Here is a 16,268-nt window from a genome sequence, read left to right on the forward strand (position 1 = left end):
ACCGGGGTCCTGACCGGACCCACCTAGGCTGGGTGCGTGGCTGAGCCGTCGTCCGAGCCCGGACTCTTCGACGCCCCCGACCCCGGTGCCGGGTCCCTGGGCACCAACACGCACTCCTCGGCGCCGCTGGCGGTGCGGATGCGTCCCCGGACCCTCGACGAGCTGGTCGGGCAGGCCCAGCTGCGGGCACCCGGGTCGCCCCTGCGCCGCCTGGTGGAGGGCGACCAGTCGATGTCCCTGCTGCTGTGGGGGCCGCCCGGCACGGGGAAGACCACCATCGCCGGGATCGTCAGCCTGCAGACCGACCGCCGGTTCGTCGAGGTGTCGGCGGTCTCGGCGGGGGTCAAGGAGGTGCGCGCCGCCATCGACGCCGCCCGCGGCGAGCTCGCGCGGGGCGGCCGGGAGACCGTGCTCTTCGTCGACGAGGTCCACCGGTTCAGCAAGGCGCAGCAGGACGCCCTGCTGCCCGGCGTGGAGAACAGGTGGGTGACGCTCGTCGCCGCGACCACCGAGAACCCCTTCTTCTCGGTGATCTCCCCGCTGCTCTCGCGCAGCCTGCTCCTGCGGCTCGAGTCGCTGACCGACGAGGACGTCTCGTCGGTCGTCGACCAGGCGTTGGCCGACGACCGGGGCCTGGCCGGGCGGTACCGGCTCGCCGACGACGCCCGCGCCCACCTCGTCCGCCTGGCGGGCGGGGACGCGCGTCGTGCCCTGACCTACCTGGAGGCGGCCGCCGGTGCCGCCGCGTCCACCGGCCCCGCGGCGGAGCCCGAGGGCGACGCGACCCTCATCGACCTCGAGCTGGCCGAGACGGCGGTGGACCGCGCCGCCGTCCGCTACGACCGGCAGGGCGACCAGCACTACGACGTGACCAGCGCCTTCATCAAGTCGGTCCGCGGATCCGACGTGGACGCGGCGCTGCACTACCTGGCCAGGATGGTCGAGGCGGGGGAGGACCCGCGCTTCATCGCGCGGCGCCTGGTGATCCTCGCCAGCGAGGACGTGGGGCTCGCCGACCCCACCGCGCTGACCACGGCGGTGGCGGCGGCGCAGGCCGTGCAGCTCATCGGGATGCCCGAGGCCAGGCTCAACCTGGCGCAGGCCACGATCGCGCTGGCGGTGGCGCCGAAGTCCAACGCGGTGATCAAGGCGATCGACGCCGCCAGCGCCGACGTGCGCGCCGGGAAGATCGGGCCGGTCCCGGCCCACCTCCGGGACGCGCACTACGGCGGCGCCAAGCAGCTGGGGCACGGGGGCGGCTACAAGTACTCGCACGACGAGCCCTACGGGGTCGCCGAGCAGCAGTACGCGCCCGACGTCGTGCAGGGCGCCCGCTACTACCGGCCGACCAGCCTGGGCGCCGAGGCCGCGGTCAAGGAGCGCTGGGAGCGGATCCGCAGCCTCGTCCGGGGCGTCCGCGGGGGCAGGTAGGGTTCCCCCCTGTGACCGAGCCGACGACCCTCGCGCTGGCCGGCGCGGCCCTGGCGGTCGCGCTGGTGCTCGCCGGCGTCCTGGTCCGGACCCGTCGCCGGACCGCCCGGCAGCTCGCCCGCGCCGAGGAGGCGCAGGCCGCGCTCCTGGCCAGGCTGGAGGCCCTCGAGCAGGCCCGGGCCGCAGGCGCGGCCGCGGGCACGCTCCCGACGGCCGAGTTCGTCATCACCGACGTCGGCGCCGAGCGCGAGGCCCCCGCCGTCCCGGCCCGGATCGAGGGTCGGCTCTTCGCCGACCTCGTGCTCCGCGAGTCGGTCGTCAAGGCGGCCTCCTGGGCTCACGGCGTACGCCGGGTGCTCGCCCCCGAGGTGCGGTCCCGGCTGCGGGCGGAGATGCGGCGGGAGACCCGGCGCTCCGCCCGGCGTCGCCGGGCCGACGTCAAGGAGGCCCTGCGCCAGTACTACGCGCGCGACCGGGGTGACGCGGCATGAGCCGCGGCCTGTGGTTCGTGGCCGGCGCAGGCGCGGGCGCCTACGCGGCCAACCGCGCGCGCCGGGCCCTGGCGAGCGTCAGCGCCGAGGGCCTGCGCCACCGCTGGCAGGGCCTCGCGCACGCCGCCCGGCTCGCCGGCGAGGAGATGCACGCGGCGCGGGCAGAGAAGGAGACCGAGCTCCGCCACCGGCTGGGCCTCGACCTCACCGGGCCCGCGGCCCTCCCGGCGGGATCCCCGCCCGGCGGCACCCCCGCCCCGCTCCCCGCGCAGCAGACCCCGCACCCGACCCCCGCCCCGGCGCCCCGGCCCCGGGCGGACGACGACACGAGAGACAGGACCTGATGGAGACCGCCGAGATCCGCCGCCGCTTCCTCGCGCACTTCGAGCGCGACACCACCGTGGGGGCCCACACCGCGGTGCCGTCGGCGTCGCTGCTGCTCGACGACCCCAACCTGCTCTTCGTCAACGCCGGCATGGTGCCCTTCAAGCCGTACTTCCTCGGCCAGGAGACCCCGCCCTACCCGCGCGCCACCAGCGTCCAGAAGTGCGTCCGCACGCCCGACATCGAGGACGTCGGCAAGACCACCCGGCACGGCACCTTCTTCGAGATGTGCGGCAACTTCTCCTTCGGCGACTACTTCAAGGAAGGCGCCATCCGCCTGGCCTGGGACCTCGTGACCAAGCCGGTCGCCGACGGCGGCTTCGGCCTCGACGAGTCGCGCCTCTACCCGTCGGTGCTCGCGGGCGACGACGAGGCCGAGGCCCTGTGGTGCCGGGTCACCGGCCTCCCCCCGGAGCGGATCATCAAGCTCGGTCCCAAGGAGAACTACTGGTCCATGGGCGTGCCCGGGCCCGGCGGCCCCTGCTCCGAGCTGCTCTACGACCGCGGCCCCGAGTTCGGTCCCGACTTCGAGGCCGCGACGCTCGGCCCCGACATGCCGGTCGAGCTCGAGGACCGCCTGCTGGAGATCTGGAACCTCGTCTTCATGCAGGACGAGCTGTCGGCGGTGCGCTCCAAGAGCGACTTCGACATCGCCGGCCAGCTGCCCTCGCGCAACATCGACACCGGCATGGGCCTCGAGCGGGTCGCGTTCCTGCTCCAGGGCAAGCAGAACATGTACGAGATCGACGTGATGTTCCCGGTGATCGAGCGGGCGATGGAGCTCACCGGCCGCCGGTACGGCGACGACCCGGCCGACGACGTGCGGTTCCGCGTGGTGGCCGACCACGTGCGCTCCTCCATGATGCTGATCAGCGACGGCGTGACCCCCGGCAACGAGGGCCGCGGCTACGTCCTGCGCCGGCTGCTGCGCCGGGCCGTCCGGTCGATGCGCCTGCTGGGCCACGAGGACCCCGCCCTGCCCGAGCTGATGCCGGTCTCCCGCGACCGGATGGGGGAGACCTACCGCGAGCTGCACGACGACTGGGAGCGGATCTCGCGGGTCGCGTTCACCGAGGAGGACGCGTTCCGCAAGACGCTGCGCTCCGGGACGCAGATCTTCGATCTGGCCGCGACCGAGGTGAAGGAGGCCGGCGGCCGCTCGCTCCCGGGGGACCAGGCCTTCGCGCTGCACGACACCTACGGCTTCCCCATCGACCTGACCCTGGAGATGGCCTCCGAGCAGGGGCTCGAGGTCGACGAGCAGGGCTTCCGCGAGCTGATGGCCGAGCAGCGTGCCCGGGCCAAGGCAGACGCGCGCGCCAAGCGCGGCCAGCACGCCGACACGGCGGCGTACCGGGCCGTCCTCGACGCGCACGGCCCCACCGAGTGGCTCGCCTACGAGACCCTCGAGACCGAGTCGCGGGCCCTGGCCCTGCTCCGCGAGGGCCGGCCGGTCCCCGCGCTCGCCCCCGGCGAGGTCGGCGAGCTGGTCCTCGACCGCACGCCGTTCTACGCCGAGTCCGGAGGCCAGGCGGCCGACGCCGGACGCATCGAGCTCGACGGTGGCACCGTGCTGGAGGTCGTCGACGTGCAGCGTCCGGTCCGCGGCCTGGTCGTCCACCAGGTGCGCGTGCTGGAGGGCGAGCTCCCCGCCGGTGCGACCGGGCTGCACGCCCGGGTCGACCCCGAGTGGCGCACCGGCGCCCGGCAGGCCCACTCGGGCACCCACGTCGTGCACGCCGCCCTGCGCGAGGTGCTCGGCCCGTCGGCGCTGCAGTCCGGCTCCTACAACCGTCCCGGCTACCTGCGGCTCGACTTCGGCTGGACCTCGGCGCTCAGCCCCGAGCAGGTGCGCGACATCGAGGCCGTCTCCAACCAGGCGCTCCGTGCCGACCTGCCGGTGGGCTGGCAGTACATGACGCTCTCGGAGGCCAGGGAGTGGGGCGCCATCGCCCTCTTCGGCGAGACCTACGACGACCAGAAGGTCCGGGTCGTGGAGATCGGCGGCCCGTGGTCGCGCGAGCTCTGCGGCGGCACCCACGTCGAGCACGCCAGCCAGATCGGCACCGTCGTCGTCACGGGCGAGGCCTCGGTCGGCTCGGGCAACCGGCGCATCGAGGCCTACACCGGGGTCGAGGGCTTCGCCTACCTCGCGCGGGAGCGCGACGTGGTCTCCGAGCTGACCGGCCTGCTCAAGGCGCAGCCCGACGACGTGGTGGGCCGCGTCCGGGACATGGTCGAGCGCCTCCGGGCGGTCGAGAAGGAGCTGGAGCGGGCGCGGCTGGCCCAGCTGCTCGCGGGCGGCGCGGCGCTCGCCGAAGCCGCGCAGGACGTCTCGGGGGTGGCCGTGGTGGCGACCCGCCTGGACGGCGCCTCCGGCGGCGACGTGCGGACCCTGGCCACCGACGTCCGGGCCCGGCTCGGCCAGGACCGGCCCGCCGTGGTGGTGCTGGTCGGTGCTGCCGACGGCAAGGTCTCCGTGGTCGCGGCCACCAACGACGCGGCCCGCGCGCGGGGGCTCTCGGCCAACGACCTGGTCCGCGCGCTCGGTCCGCACGTCGGGGGCCGGGGCGGCGGCAAGGCCGACCTCGCCCAGGGTGGCGGCACCGAGGTGGGCGGCGTCGACGCCGCCGTCGCGGCCGTCCCCGCAGAGGTGGCCCGGGCGCTCGGCGGAGCCTGACGTGCGTCACGGTGTGCGGCTGGGGGTCGACCCGGGGGACGCCCGGATCGGGGTGGCCCGCAGCGACCCGAGCGGCTTCCTCGCCACCCCGGTGGAGACGGTGCCGCGGGGCCGCGGCGACCTGCGCCGGATCGCCCGGATCCTGGCCGAGGAGGAGGCGGTGGAGGTCGTCGTCGGGCTCCCGCGGTCGTTGTCGGGTTCCGAGGGGCCGGCGGCCGGCAAGGTCCGCGAGTTCGCCCTCGCGCTGGCCCGTCGGGTTGCACCGGTCCCCGTGAGGCTGTGTGATGAGCGCCTGTCCACGGTGAGCGCGGAGTCGATGCTCCGCGAGCGGGGCAGCAAGGGCAGCAAACGACGCGCGGTGGTCGACCAGGTCGCCGCCGTCGTCATCCTGCAACACGCGTTGGACACGGAGCGAAGCACCGGATCCGCGCCCGGAGAGATCGTCGAGGTCAGCGATGAGTGAGCACGAGGACGAGGTCCTGCCCCTGGGGCAGGACGAGGAGGCGGACGAGTACACCGCCGGGGGCGCCCGCAGGAAGCGGCGCGGACCGGTCGGCTGCCTCGTGCTGCTCGCCGTCCTCGCGCTCCTGGCCGGCGGGCTCTACGTCGCGGTCGACCGGGGCATGGAGTTCGTCTCCGACCAGTTCGGCTCGGTGGAGGACTACCCGGGCCCCGGTGAGGGGCAGGTGATGTTCGAGGTCGAGCCCGGGGACGTCGTCGCCGAGATCGGCCGCAACCTCAAGGACGCCGGGGTGGTCGCCTCGGTCCAGGCCTTCATCGACGCGGCCGCGGCCAACCCCGACTCCAACGGGATCCAGCCCGGCTCCTACGAGCTGGCCGAGGGGATGCGGGCCGCCGACGCGCTCGACCTGCTGGTCGACCCGGCCAACCAGGTGAAGACGACGGTGACCATCCCCGAGGGCCTTCGTGTCGTCGACATCGTCGACATCCTGGTCGAGGAGACGAAGTTCAACCGCAAGCGCTACGAGAAGGCGCTCGACGACCCCGCCGCCCTGGGCCTGCCCGAGTACGCCGGGGGCAACGCGGAGGGCTACCTCTTCCCGGCCACCTACGAGCTCGGGCCCAAGGACAAGCCGGTCGACATCCTCGCCAAGATGGTCTCGCGGTGGCGGCAGGCCGCCGACGACGCCGGGCTGGAGCAGAAGGCGGCCGAGCTGGGCAGGACGCCGGCCGAGATCATGATCATCGCGTCGCTGGTCGAGGCGGAGGGCCGGGGGGACGACATGCCCAAGGTCGCCCGGGTGATCTACAACCGTCTCGACGGCCCGGGCGACAAGGGCGGCACCAACGGCCTCCTGCAGGTCGACGCGGCCAACGCCTACGGCATCGGCAAGTCGGGCACGACGGCGCTCACCACCGAGGAGCTGGCCGTGGACACGCCGTACAACACGCGGCTGTACCCTGGCCTCCCGCCGACGCCCATCGAGGCGCCCGGCGACGACGCCATCGACGCCGCGGTCAACCCCGCCGACGGCCCCTGGTACTACTACGTGACCGTCGACCTGCGCACCGGCGAGACGAAGTTCGCCGAGGACTACCAGGAGTTCCTGCAGTTCAAGGACGAGTACCTCGCCTACTGCGAGACCTCGGACGCGTGCTGACCCGATGAGCTCGACGGCCCGCCGGTGCGGGGTGCTGGGCGACCCCGTGGCGCACTCGTTGTCGCCCACCCTGCACCGGGCGGGCTACGCGGCGCTGGGCCTGGACTGGGTGTACGACGCCCACCGGGTGCCGGCGGGCGGGCTGGCGGCGTTCGTGGACGGCCTCGACGCCGAGTGGCGCGGCCTGTCGGTCACCATGCCGCTCAAGCTCGAGGCCCACGCCCGGGCGGACCGGCTGACCGACCGGGCCCGGCGCTCCGGCGTGGTCAACACGCTGGTCCTCGACGGCGACGTGCTGGGGGACAACACCGACCTCCCGGGCGCCGTCGCGGCGCTCGAGGAGCGGATGCCGTCGGCACCGACCACGGCGCTCGTCCTCGGGGGCGGGGCCACGGCCACCTCCGTGGGGCTCGCGCTCGCCGAGACCGGTGTGCGCCGGATCGCCGTGGCCGTGCGGGATCCCGCCCGCGCGGCAGCCGCCGCGACCGCGGTCCGCGCCCACCCTGGAGCCCCGGAGGTCACGGTCCTGCGCCTCGCCGACCTCGTCGACGGGGCAGCGGTGCCGGTGCGTCCCGACGTCGTGGTCTCCACCATCCCCGCCGGCGCGCAGGAGCCGGGGCTGGTGGAGCGCGTGGCCGACGTCCCGTGCCTCTTCGACGTGCTCTACGACCCGTGGCCCACGCCCCTGGCCCGGGCAGCCACGGGGGCGGTGGTCTCCGGTCTGGACCTGCTCGTCCACCAGGCGGCCCTCCAGTTCGCGCTCTTCACCGGCCGGGACGCGCCGATCGCCGCGATGCGGGCCGCGGGGGAGCGGGCCCTGCGCGAGCGCGACCCCGCCCGGGGGGCGCCGTGATCGGGGCGGCCCTGCTGGGCGCCGGGCTGTGCGGCGCGGGCGGGCTGCTCGTGCCGCCGCTGGTGGCCCGGATCCCCGAGCCCGAGCCCGAGCCGGCCAGCGAGCCCGAGCCCGTACCTGCCAGCGAGGCGGAGCCCGCCCCCGCTACCGACGTCGAGCCCGCCTCGGCCCCCGAGGCCAAGGAGTCCTACGCCGCGATCGCGGCGGAGGCCAAGGAGTCCTACGCCGCGATCGCGGCCACCCGGGGTCTCGGCGTGAAGGCCGCCCTCGCCTCCGGCGCCTCGGGAGGGGTGGTGGGTGCCGTCGCGGGCTGGGACTGGTCGTTGCTCCTGCTGCTCCCGCTGGTGCCCGTGCTGGTCGCCCTCGCGGTGGTCGACTGGCGGACCCGGTTGCTGCCCACCTGGGTGATCGCCCGCTGCTACGCGTTCCTGGTGCCGGCCGCGCTCGTCGCCGCCCTCGTGGCCGGGGACCATGCCGACCTGGTCCGCGCGGCCTGGGGCTGGCTGGTCGCCGGCACCTCCTTCTTCCTGCTCTGGTTCGTCCACCCCCGGGGGCTGGGCTACGGCGACGTGCGCCTCTCGGGGGTGCTCGGCATCGCGCTGGGCCACCTCGGCTGGGGCGAGCTGCTCACGGGCCTGTACGCCGGCTTCGTGCTGGGCGGCGTCGTCGGGGGGCTGCTGGCCGCCACGGGGCGGGCCGACCGCACGGGGGTGCCGTTCGGGCCCTTCATGGTCCTCGGCGCGCTGGTCGGGGTGGTGGCCGGGCCATGGGTCTGGGGACATCTCGTGGGGGGCTGGGCCTGACCGATCGCCGGAGGCCTCGTGGGAGACTGGGGCCCATGTTGCGATGGCTCACGGCAGGCGAGTCCCACGGACCGTCCCTCGTCGCGATCCTGGAGGGCCTCCCGGCCCACGTCCAGGTCACGACCGACGACCTCACCGACTCGCTGGCCCGGCGTCGGCTCGGCCACGGCCGCGGCGCCCGGATGAAGTTCGAGCAGGACGTGGTCCGGATCGTCGGGGGAGTCCGGCACGGCGCCACGCAGGGCGGCCCCGTGGCAGTCGAGGTGGGCAACAGCGAGTGGCCCAAGTGGGAGCAGGTGATGTCCGCGGACCCCGTGGACCCGGCCGAGCTCGCCACGATGGCCCGCAACGCGCCCCTCACCCGGCCGCGTCCCGGGCACGCCGACCTGGTGGGCATGCAGAAGTACGACTTCGACGAGGCCCGCCCGATCCTCGAGCGGGCCTCCGCCCGCGAGACCGCCGCCCGGGTGGCGCTGGGCCGCGTCGCCTCCAACTTCCTGCGCCAGGCCCTCGACGTGGAGATCGTCTCCCACGTCGTGGAGCTCGGCGGCGTCCCCGCCCCGTCCGGGCTGCTGCCCACCGCCGACGACGTGGCCCGCCTCGACGAGGACCCGGTGCGCTGCCTCGACCCCGAGGCCTCGGCCGCGATGGTGGCCGTGATCGACCAGGCCCACAAGGACGGCGACACCCTGGGCGGGGTCGTCGAGGTGGTCGTGCACGGCCTCCCGCCGGGTCTCGGCTCGCACGTCCACTGGGACCGGCGGCTCGACGCGCGCCTCGCCGGCGCCCTCATGGGCATCCAGGCGATCAAGGGCGTCGAGGTGGGCGACGGCTTCGAGCTGGCCGCCACCCCCGGCTCGCTGGCCCACGACGAGATCGTGCCCACCGCCGACGGGCTGCGCCGCACGTCGGGGCGCTCCGGCGGCACCGAGGGCGGGATGACCACCGGCGAGGTCCTGCGCGTGCGGGCGGCGATGAAGCCCATCGCCACCGTGCCTCGGGCGCTGCGCACCGTGGACGTGGCGACCGGCGAGGAGGCGGTGGCGCACCACCAGCGCTCAGACGTCTGCGCCGTCCCCGCGGCAGGCATCGTGGCCGAGGCGATGGTCGCGCTCGTCCTCGCGGACGCGGCCGTGGAGAAGTTCGGCGGCGACTCGGTCCAGGAGACCCGCCGCAACGCGCAGTCCTACCTCGACACCCTGCGGTTCCGGTGACCGGCGCCGCAGCGGCCGGGGCGGGTCCGCGGGCCGTCCTGGTCGGCCCGATGGGTGCCGGCAAGTCCACCGTGGCTGCCCTGCTCGCCGCCGCCTGGGGCGTCGGCCACCGCGACACCGACACCGACGTCGAGGCCGGTGAGGGCCGCAGCATCTCCGACATCTTCGTGGACTCCGGCGAGGAGCACTTCCGCGCCCTGGAACGGGAGGCGGTGGCGCGCGCCCTGGCCGAGCACACCGGCGTCCTCTCCCTCGGTGGCGGGGCCGTCCTGGACCCCGCGACCCGGGAGCTGCTGGCCGGCCGGCCCGTGGTCTTCCTCCGCGTGGGTCTCTCCGACGCGGTCAAGCGGGTCGGCCTCGGCACCGGACGCCCCTTGCTGCTCGGCAACGTGCGCGGCCGGATCAAGGCCCTGCTCGACGAGCGCGCCCCGCTCTACGAGTCGGTCGCCGCGCTGGTCGTGGAGACCGACGGACGGTCCCCCGAAGAGGTCGCGGACGAGATCATGGAGGCCCTGGCATGAGCGGGACACCGGCCGAGACGCGGCTGCACGTCGGCGGCGCGTCGCCGTACGACGTGCTGGTCGGGCACGACCTGGCCGACCGGCTGCCCGGGATCCTCGGCGACGGGGTGCAGCGGGTCGCCCTGCTCTACGCCGGCGAGCTCGGCGCCCTGGCGCAGCCGGTGGCCGACGTGCTGGCCGGCCGCTACGACGTGCTGGCGCTCGGGCTGCCGGACGGCGAGGCCACCAAGACGGCCGCCGTGGCCGCCGACTGCTGGGAGGCGCTCGGCGAGGCGGGCTTCACCCGGTCCGACGCGGTCGTCACGCTGGGCGGCGGAGCGACGACCGACCTGGGCGGCTTCGTGGCGGCCACGTGGCTGCGCGGCGTCCGGGTCGTCCACCTGCCCACCACCGTGCTGGCCATGGTGGACGCCGCCGTCGGGGGCAAGACGGGGATCAACACCGGTGCCGGAAAGAACCTCGTCGGGGCGTTCCACGAGCCCGCCGGGGTGCTCTGCGACCTCCGGCTGCTCGAGACGCTGCCCCGGGCCGAGCTCGTCGCCGGGCTCGGAGAGGTGGTCAAGTGCGGCTTCATCGCCGACCCCCGGATCCTCGAGCTCGTCGAGCAGGTGGCGGCCGACGAGCTGGTCCCCGGCTCGCCGGTGCTGCGCGAGCTGGTCGAGCGCGCGATCCGGGTCAAGGTCGACGTCGTCGTCGACGACCTCAAGGAGACCGGGGGCAGCGGGGGCCACCCGGGCCGCGAGGTGCTCAACTACGGCCACACCATGGCCCACGCCATCGAGCGGGCGTCGGGCTACGAGGTGCGGCACGGCGAGGCGGTGGCCCTGGGTTGCGTCTTCGTCGCCGAGGTGGCCCGGTTGGCCGGGATCCTCCACGACGACGTCGCAGGCCGACACCGGGAGGCGTTCGGCCGGCTGGGGCTGCCGGTGACGTGGGCGGGGGCCTCCTTCGAGGAGCTGCGCGCGGCCATGGCCGTCGACAAGAAGACCCGCGGCTCCCAGCTGCGCCTCGTGGTCCTCGAGGACCTGGCCGAGCCGCGGATCCTCGCGGGGCCCGAGGAGGAGCACCTGCGGGCGGCGTACGCCGTGATGTCCGGGAGCGTCGCGTGAGCGCGACGCGTCGGGTGCTCGTCCTCAACGGCCCCAACCTGGGGCGCCTGGGCCGTCGACAGCCGGAGATCTACGGCACCACGACCCACGCCGAGCTCGCTGAGCTCTGCCGCGGCTGGGGGAGCGACCTCGGCCTCGACGTGGAGGTGCGCCAGACCAACCACGAGGGCGAGCTGCTCGACTGGCTCAACGACGCCGCGGACCAGCGCCTCCCCGTCGTGCTCAACGCCGGTGCCTGGACCCACTACTCCTTCGCACTCTTCGACGCCTGCGCCCAGCTCGAGGCACCGCTGGTGGAGGTCCACCTCTCCGACCCGGGGCAGCGGCCCGAGGAGTTCCGGCACACGTCCGTGGTCGAGCCGCACGCCCTGGCCACCGTCGTCGGCCAGGGCGTCCAGGGCTACCGGCAGGCGCTCGAGCTCCTCGCCGTCCGGCCCTGACCCGCCCCGCGCCGCAGGGGGAGCGCTTTTCACGCTGCGCCGTGCGGACGATAGACTCGCTCGGCTCCCCGTTCCTCGACCCGAAGGCTGACACGCGCGCATGGCAACCACGAACGACCTGAAGAACGGCATGGTGCTCAACATCGACGGACAGCTGTGGTCCGTCGTGGAGTTCCAGCACGTCAAGCCCGGCAAGGGCCCGGCGTTCGTGCGCACCAAGCTGAAGAACGTCGAGTCGGGCAAGACGGTCGACAAGACCTTCAACGCCGGCACCAAGGTCGAGACGGCCAACGTCGACAAGCGCACGATGCAGTACCTCTACAACGACGGCTCGTCCTACGTCTTCATGGACGTCCAGTCCTACGACCAGATCGAGGTCTCGCCCGAGGTCGTCGGCGATGCCAAGAACTTCATGCTCGAGAACCAGGAAGCGATCGTCGCGACCAACGAGGGCCGTGTGCTCTACGTCGAGCTCCCCGCCTCCGTCGAGCTGCTCGTCGCGGAGACCGAGCCCGGCCTGCAGGGCGACCGGTCGACCGGTGGCACCAAGCCGGCCACCCTGGAGACCGGCCACGTCATCCAGGTCCCCCTCTTCCTCACCTCCGGCGAGAAGGTCAAGGTCGACACGCGCGACTCGTCCTACCTCGGCCGGGTCAAGGGCTGAGCGCGGACCGAGCAGGGGAACGCGCCTGATGGCTGCGCGCAGCAAGGCCCGCAAGCGGGCCCTCGACATCCTCTTCGCCTCCGAGCTGAGGTCGGAGTCGCCGGTCGAGGCCCTCGACCGTGCCGTCGCCGAGGGCGACGGGCCGACCAACGAGTACACGAGCGTCCTGGTCCGCGGAGTCTGGCAGCACCGTGAGCGGATCGACGAGGTGCTCACCCGCTACGCGGAGGGGTGGACCCTCACCCGGATGCCGGCGGTGGACCGCAACGTCCTCCGGCTCGGGGTCTACGAGATCCTGCACGCCGACGACGTGCCCGACGCCGTGGCGGTGAGCGAGGCGATGGGCCTGGTCCGGGAGCTCTCGACCGACGACTCCCCGGTCTTCGTCAACGGGGTGCTCGGCAACATCGTGCGCCACAAGGACGCGCTGGACTGACCGGCGCGACGCCCGGCGTCGTGCCAAGGGCCGGGCGCCGGCTGCGGCGTTCAGCGTCCGGCGCGCTGGGCCTTGCGGCCGCCCTTGGGCCCGCCATTCCCGGCCCCGGCCCGGCGCCCGCCGGCGGCACCCTTCTTCGCGCCGGCCCCAGCAGTCGACCCGGCCTGCCTGGGGCGCGCCGGCATCGGCATGAAGCGGTCGTTCTCGGGGTTGCCCCACCGGGCCACGGCTGCCGTCTTCTCCCACGCCTCCACGACCCGCTGACGGGTCCGGGACTCGAAGTGGAAGAGCTCGCTCGTGGCGACCCAGACGATGCGGTAGCCGTGGTGCCGGACCTTGTAGCAGAGGTCCACGTCGTTGAAGTTGAGCGGCAGGGTCTCGGTGAACCCGCCGACCTCGAAGTAGGTGTCCCGCCGCATCGCGGCGCAGGCCGCCGTGACGCCGCTGGCCTCGCGGTTGATCACGAGGGCGCCGAAGTGCCCGGGGGAGTCCCCGGGGGTCCCGAGGTAGGGGTGGAGGTAGTGCCCGCCGTCGTAGGAGTGGCCGGCGTGCTGGATGGTGCCGTTGCTGAAGTAGAGCTTGGCCCCCGTCATCCCGACCCCCGGGTCGGCGAGGGGGGCGACGAGGTCCTCGAGCCAGCAGTCTGAGCGGACGGAGACGTCGTCGTTGAGGAGCACCAGCCGGTCGCCGGTGGCGTGGAGCACGCCGAGATTCATCTTGCGGCTGTAGTTGAAGGGCTCGGTGAAGGGGACGAGCACCAGCTTGTCGCCCGCCAGCGCGCGCAGCTCGACCAGGACCTCGTCGGGGGTCGGCGGGTCGTGCACGACCACGATCTCGAGGTTCTCGTGGCTCGTCCGGGCCAGCACCGAGCGGACCGCCTCGACCACGAAGACGTGGGTGGCGCCCCACACCATGCCGGACTTGCCGATCGTGGGGATCACGAGGCTGACGCGGACCGCGGGGTCCAGGCGCCGGCGCAGGCGGTAGTGGCCCGGGTGCGGGCCGAACTCCACCTCCGCGTCGATCCCCGTGCGGTCCACGTGGTCCTGGACCGCCTGGCGTCCGGCGATCCAGGCGTAGGGCTTGGCGTTGGCGTCGGCCGCGGCCGACCCGGGGACGACCCGCCAGTGGTAGAGGATCTCGGGGATGTGGACGATGGCGCGGGCCCGCTCGGTCACCCGCAGCGCGAGGTCGTGGTCCTGCGACCCGTCGTACCCCTCGCGGAACCCGCCGACCTCGCGCACCAGCGACGTGCGCAGCACCGACAGGTGACTCGTGTACATCTGGCCGCGGAGTCGCTCGGGGGACCAGTCGGGCTTGCGGAAGGCGTCGTAGTGGCGGCCGGTGTCGTCGACCTTGTCCTCGTCGGAGTAGAGGTAGTCGACGTCGGGCTGGGCGGCGATGGCCTCGGCGTTGCGGGCGAGGGCGTCGGGGGTGAGCAGGTCGTCGTGGTCGAGGAGCACGACGAACTCGCCGCGCGCCCGCTCGATCCCGTCGTTGGACGCCTGCACGATGTGACCGTTGGTCTCGCGCTCGACCAGGACGATCCGCGGGTCGCGCGCGGCGTGGTCGCGCAGCAGGTCGCGGACCGCGGGGTCCGGCGAGCAGTCGTCCACCAGGATCCACTCCCAGTCCTGGTGCTCCTGGGCCAGCACCGAGGCGACGGTCTCGGCGAGGACGTCGAGCGGCGGGGCGTAGACCGGCGTGACGAGGGAGAAGAGCGGAGCGGAGGTCATGCGTTCCTCAGAGCTCGGGCGTGGTGGTCCGGGTGAGCCGGCGCCCCAGCCGCCAGGCGCGCGAGACGCGGACCTGCTCCAGAGTGCGCTCCAGGCGGCGGGCGCGGCGCTGCTGCTCGGCGAGACGGCCGCGGAGCTTGCGCAGGCGGGACTGCTGGACCTTGAGCCGCCCCTCCAGGCGGGCGACCGACAGCTGGGCCTGGGTGGCCTCGGCCTCGAGGCCGATGATGTGGTCGCGGGTGGTGAGCACGTCGTGCTGGGCGCGGCGCAGCTGCTCGCGGAGCCGCGCCACCTCCGCGCGCGCGTCGCCGTCGCGCTCGAGCCGGGCGAGCGCCTCGCGCCGCTCCCGGAGCTCCTGGACCATGGGGGCGAGCGTCGCCTCGTAGCGGTGGACCACGTCGCGCGGCTGCAGGTCGGCACGCTCGAAGAGCACCGCGTGGTCGGCCACGAGCTCGAGGTTGACGTCGGTGCGTCGGTAGAACCCCTGCTCGGCGAAGGCCGCGGCCCAGTCCTGGACGGGGTGGACGTTGAGGCGGCCCGGCTCGCCGAAGGCGTCGGGGCTCGAGGAGAAGAGGACCCGGTCGGTGGCCGAGCAGACGGCGTCGATGAGGGCCTGGGCCGCCAGGGGCTCGAGCCGGTCGACGACGTCGAGGCAGGAGACGAGGTCGTGGCGGCCGGGGACCACCCGGCTCCAGGGGCGGGCCTCGAGCCGGTCGCGGACCTCGGGGTGCGCCGCGCCGAGGGCGGCCTCGTCGGCATCGACCCCGTGGGCGTCGACGCCCTTCTCGGCCAGGGCCTGCACCAGCAGGCCCGGCCCGCAGCCCAGGTCGAGGGTCGTCTTGGGGTTGGCGAGGGCGATGAGCCGGTCGGCGATCGCGCGGAAGCGGTCGCGGGTCGCGGGGTCGTCCCACGGGACGGCGGACGAGGGGGCAGCGGGCGAGGGGGCAGCGGTCACGGCGTCGTCCCGGGTCCCCGCGGACCCCCGGTCACCCGGCGCTGCCTCCTGCGACGACATCAGACACGTCCCTCGTTGATCGGCCCCCAGCGCAGAGCCATGCCCCGAACGCTGCCTTGAATGCGCCGCCACCCTACCGCATGGCGGGCTCGCGACCGGGTCACCAGGGCCCGGTGCGGCGGCACGTTCACCCGACCTCGCCGAGGCCGTGCACCGCGACGGCGAGTGCCGAGCTGACGAGGTAGTCGCGGACCTGCCGGGCGGAGATCTCCGCGGTGGCCGGGGTCCCCGGGGCGATCTCCCGGACCAGGATGCCGACCCGGGCGAGCTGGAGCGCGCCCAGCGCGCTCGCGTACAGCGTGTTGGAGAGGACGTGGGAGTCCCTCACCTTGAACTCGCCGCTGGCCACCCCGTCGTCGAGCACGCGGGTGAGCAGCACCAGGCACCCCGAGATCGCCCGGCCGAGCCGCAGCGCGGTCTCCTCGCTCACCTCGTCGAGGAGCTCGGGCCCCGTGCGTCCCATCAGCGACTGCGCGCAGTCGACGAAGGCCGGGTGGGTGGTGCCGAAGTCCGCGAAGGTGCCGACGAGGGCGACCAGGCGCCGGGTGCAGGGCTCGGCGACGTCGTCGGCCGCCTCCAGGAGCCCCCGCAGCTCGTCGAGGTAGCCCACGAGCGTGAGGGCGAAGAGCTCCTCCTTGCCGCTGAAGTGCCGGTAGACGATGGCGCGGTTGATGCCGACGGCGTTCGCGATGTCCTCGATCTGGGCGTCCCGGACGCCGCGCTCGTCGAAGAGCGCCCGCGTGGCGGCGAGGATCTCCTGGGTCCGCAGCCGCCGGCGGGCGGCCGCGGCGGTCCTGCGGGCCGGGCGCGCGGGGACGGCGGCATCGCTCATGACGGGCATCCTAGACGAGGTGCAACACCGTGTGACA

17 protein-coding genes are annotated in these 16,268 nt (G+C 74.3%); 14 read left to right on the forward strand and 3 right to left on the reverse strand.

Annotated features, from left to right (window positions below; all coding sequences use genetic code 11):
• The first annotated feature begins 36 nt into the window (after positions 1–36).
• From DNK53_RS15830 to nusB, 14 genes are all read left to right on the forward strand, one after another.
• Positions 37–1,431 carry a replication-associated recombination protein A gene (locus DNK53_RS15830; protein ID WP_420846507.1) on the forward strand — a complete coding sequence of 465 codons (1,395 nt, stop codon included), beginning with the start codon at positions 37–39 and terminating at the stop codon, positions 1,429–1,431.
• An 11-nt stretch (positions 1,432–1,442) separates the two neighbouring features.
• Positions 1,443–1,922: a hypothetical protein gene (locus tag DNK53_RS15835; protein WP_110183301.1), complete on the forward strand. Its 480-nt coding sequence runs from the start codon at positions 1,443–1,445 to the stop codon at positions 1,920–1,922.
• Positions 1,919–2,266 carry a DUF6167 family protein gene (locus DNK53_RS15840; protein WP_110183302.1) on the forward strand — a complete coding sequence of 116 codons (348 nt, stop codon included), beginning with the start codon at positions 1,919–1,921 and terminating at the stop codon, positions 2,264–2,266. The genes DNK53_RS15835 and DNK53_RS15840 overlap by 4 nt, the downstream gene beginning before the upstream one ends.
• The gene (gene alaS / locus DNK53_RS15845; protein ID WP_110183303.1) at positions 2,266–4,986 is read left to right on the forward strand and encodes an alanine--tRNA ligase; all 2,721 of its coding nucleotides are present in this window, start codon (positions 2,266–2,268) and stop codon (positions 4,984–4,986) included. Before DNK53_RS15840 ends, alaS begins: the two co-directional genes overlap by 1 nt.
• A 1-nt stretch (position 4,987) precedes the next feature.
• Positions 4,988–5,449, forward strand: coding sequence for a Holliday junction resolvase RuvX (gene ruvX / locus DNK53_RS15850; RefSeq protein WP_239456591.1), 462 nt, complete (start codon positions 4,988–4,990; stop codon positions 5,447–5,449).
• Complete coding sequence (mltG, locus tag DNK53_RS15855; RefSeq protein WP_110183305.1) at positions 5,442–6,608, forward strand: endolytic transglycosylase MltG; 1,167 nt, start codon at positions 5,442–5,444, stop codon at positions 6,606–6,608. The genes ruvX and mltG overlap by 8 nt, the downstream gene beginning before the upstream one ends.
• Positions 6,609–6,612: 4 nt before the next feature.
• On the forward strand, positions 6,613–7,461 hold the full coding sequence (locus DNK53_RS15860) for a shikimate dehydrogenase (RefSeq protein WP_110183306.1): 849 nt from the start codon (positions 6,613–6,615) through the stop codon (positions 7,459–7,461).
• Positions 7,458–8,264: a prepilin peptidase gene (locus DNK53_RS15865; protein WP_110183307.1), complete on the forward strand. Its 807-nt coding sequence runs from the start codon at positions 7,458–7,460 to the stop codon at positions 8,262–8,264. The genes DNK53_RS15860 and DNK53_RS15865 overlap by 4 nt, the downstream gene beginning before the upstream one ends.
• 35 nt (positions 8,265–8,299) lie before the next feature.
• A complete protein-coding gene (aroC, locus tag DNK53_RS15870) occupies positions 8,300–9,478 on the forward strand; it encodes a chorismate synthase (RefSeq protein WP_204163979.1) in 1,179 nt (392 codons plus the stop codon).
• 50 nt (positions 9,479–9,528) lie between these two features.
• Positions 9,529–9,999 (forward strand): shikimate kinase, encoded by a 471-nt coding sequence (locus DNK53_RS15875; RefSeq protein ID WP_110183565.1) that lies wholly within the window; start codon positions 9,529–9,531, stop codon positions 9,997–9,999.
• Complete coding sequence (gene aroB, locus DNK53_RS15880) at positions 9,996–11,108, forward strand: 3-dehydroquinate synthase (protein ID WP_110183308.1); 1,113 nt, start codon at positions 9,996–9,998, stop codon at positions 11,106–11,108. The genes DNK53_RS15875 and aroB overlap by 4 nt, the downstream gene beginning before the upstream one ends.
• On the forward strand, positions 11,105–11,548 hold the full coding sequence (locus DNK53_RS15885) for a type II 3-dehydroquinate dehydratase (RefSeq protein WP_110183309.1): 444 nt from the start codon (positions 11,105–11,107) through the stop codon (positions 11,546–11,548). Before aroB ends, DNK53_RS15885 begins: the two co-directional genes overlap by 4 nt.
• Positions 11,549–11,648: 100 nt before the next feature.
• The gene (efp, locus tag DNK53_RS15890) at positions 11,649–12,212 is read left to right on the forward strand and encodes an elongation factor P (RefSeq protein ID WP_110183310.1); all 564 of its coding nucleotides are present in this window, start codon (positions 11,649–11,651) and stop codon (positions 12,210–12,212) included.
• Between the two features lie 28 nt (positions 12,213–12,240).
• A complete protein-coding gene (nusB, locus tag DNK53_RS15895; RefSeq protein WP_110183311.1) occupies positions 12,241–12,648 on the forward strand; it encodes a transcription antitermination factor NusB in 408 nt (135 codons plus the stop codon).
• Between the two features lie 50 nt (positions 12,649–12,698).
• Here nusB and DNK53_RS15900 read toward each other — a convergent pair whose 3' ends face one another.
• The 3 genes from DNK53_RS15900 to DNK53_RS15910 form a co-directional block, all read right to left on the reverse strand.
• Positions 12,699–14,384, reverse strand: coding sequence for a glycosyltransferase family 2 protein (locus tag DNK53_RS15900; RefSeq protein WP_110183312.1), 1,686 nt, complete (start codon positions 14,382–14,384; stop codon positions 12,699–12,701).
• Positions 14,385–14,391: 7 nt separating this feature from the next.
• Positions 14,392–15,339 (reverse strand): class I SAM-dependent methyltransferase, encoded by a 948-nt coding sequence (locus DNK53_RS15905; protein WP_162599984.1) that lies wholly within the window; start codon positions 15,337–15,339, stop codon positions 14,392–14,394.
• A gap of 187 nt (positions 15,340–15,526) precedes the next feature.
• A complete protein-coding gene (locus DNK53_RS15910) occupies positions 15,527–16,231 on the reverse strand; it encodes a TetR/AcrR family transcriptional regulator (protein WP_110183314.1) in 705 nt (234 codons plus the stop codon).
• Between the last annotated feature and the right edge of the window lie 37 nt (positions 16,232–16,268).

It is taken from the genome of Nocardioides solisilvae, assembly GCF_003194625.1.
GTDB lineage: Bacteria > Actinomycetota > Actinomycetes > Propionibacteriales > Nocardioidaceae > Nocardioides > Nocardioides solisilvae.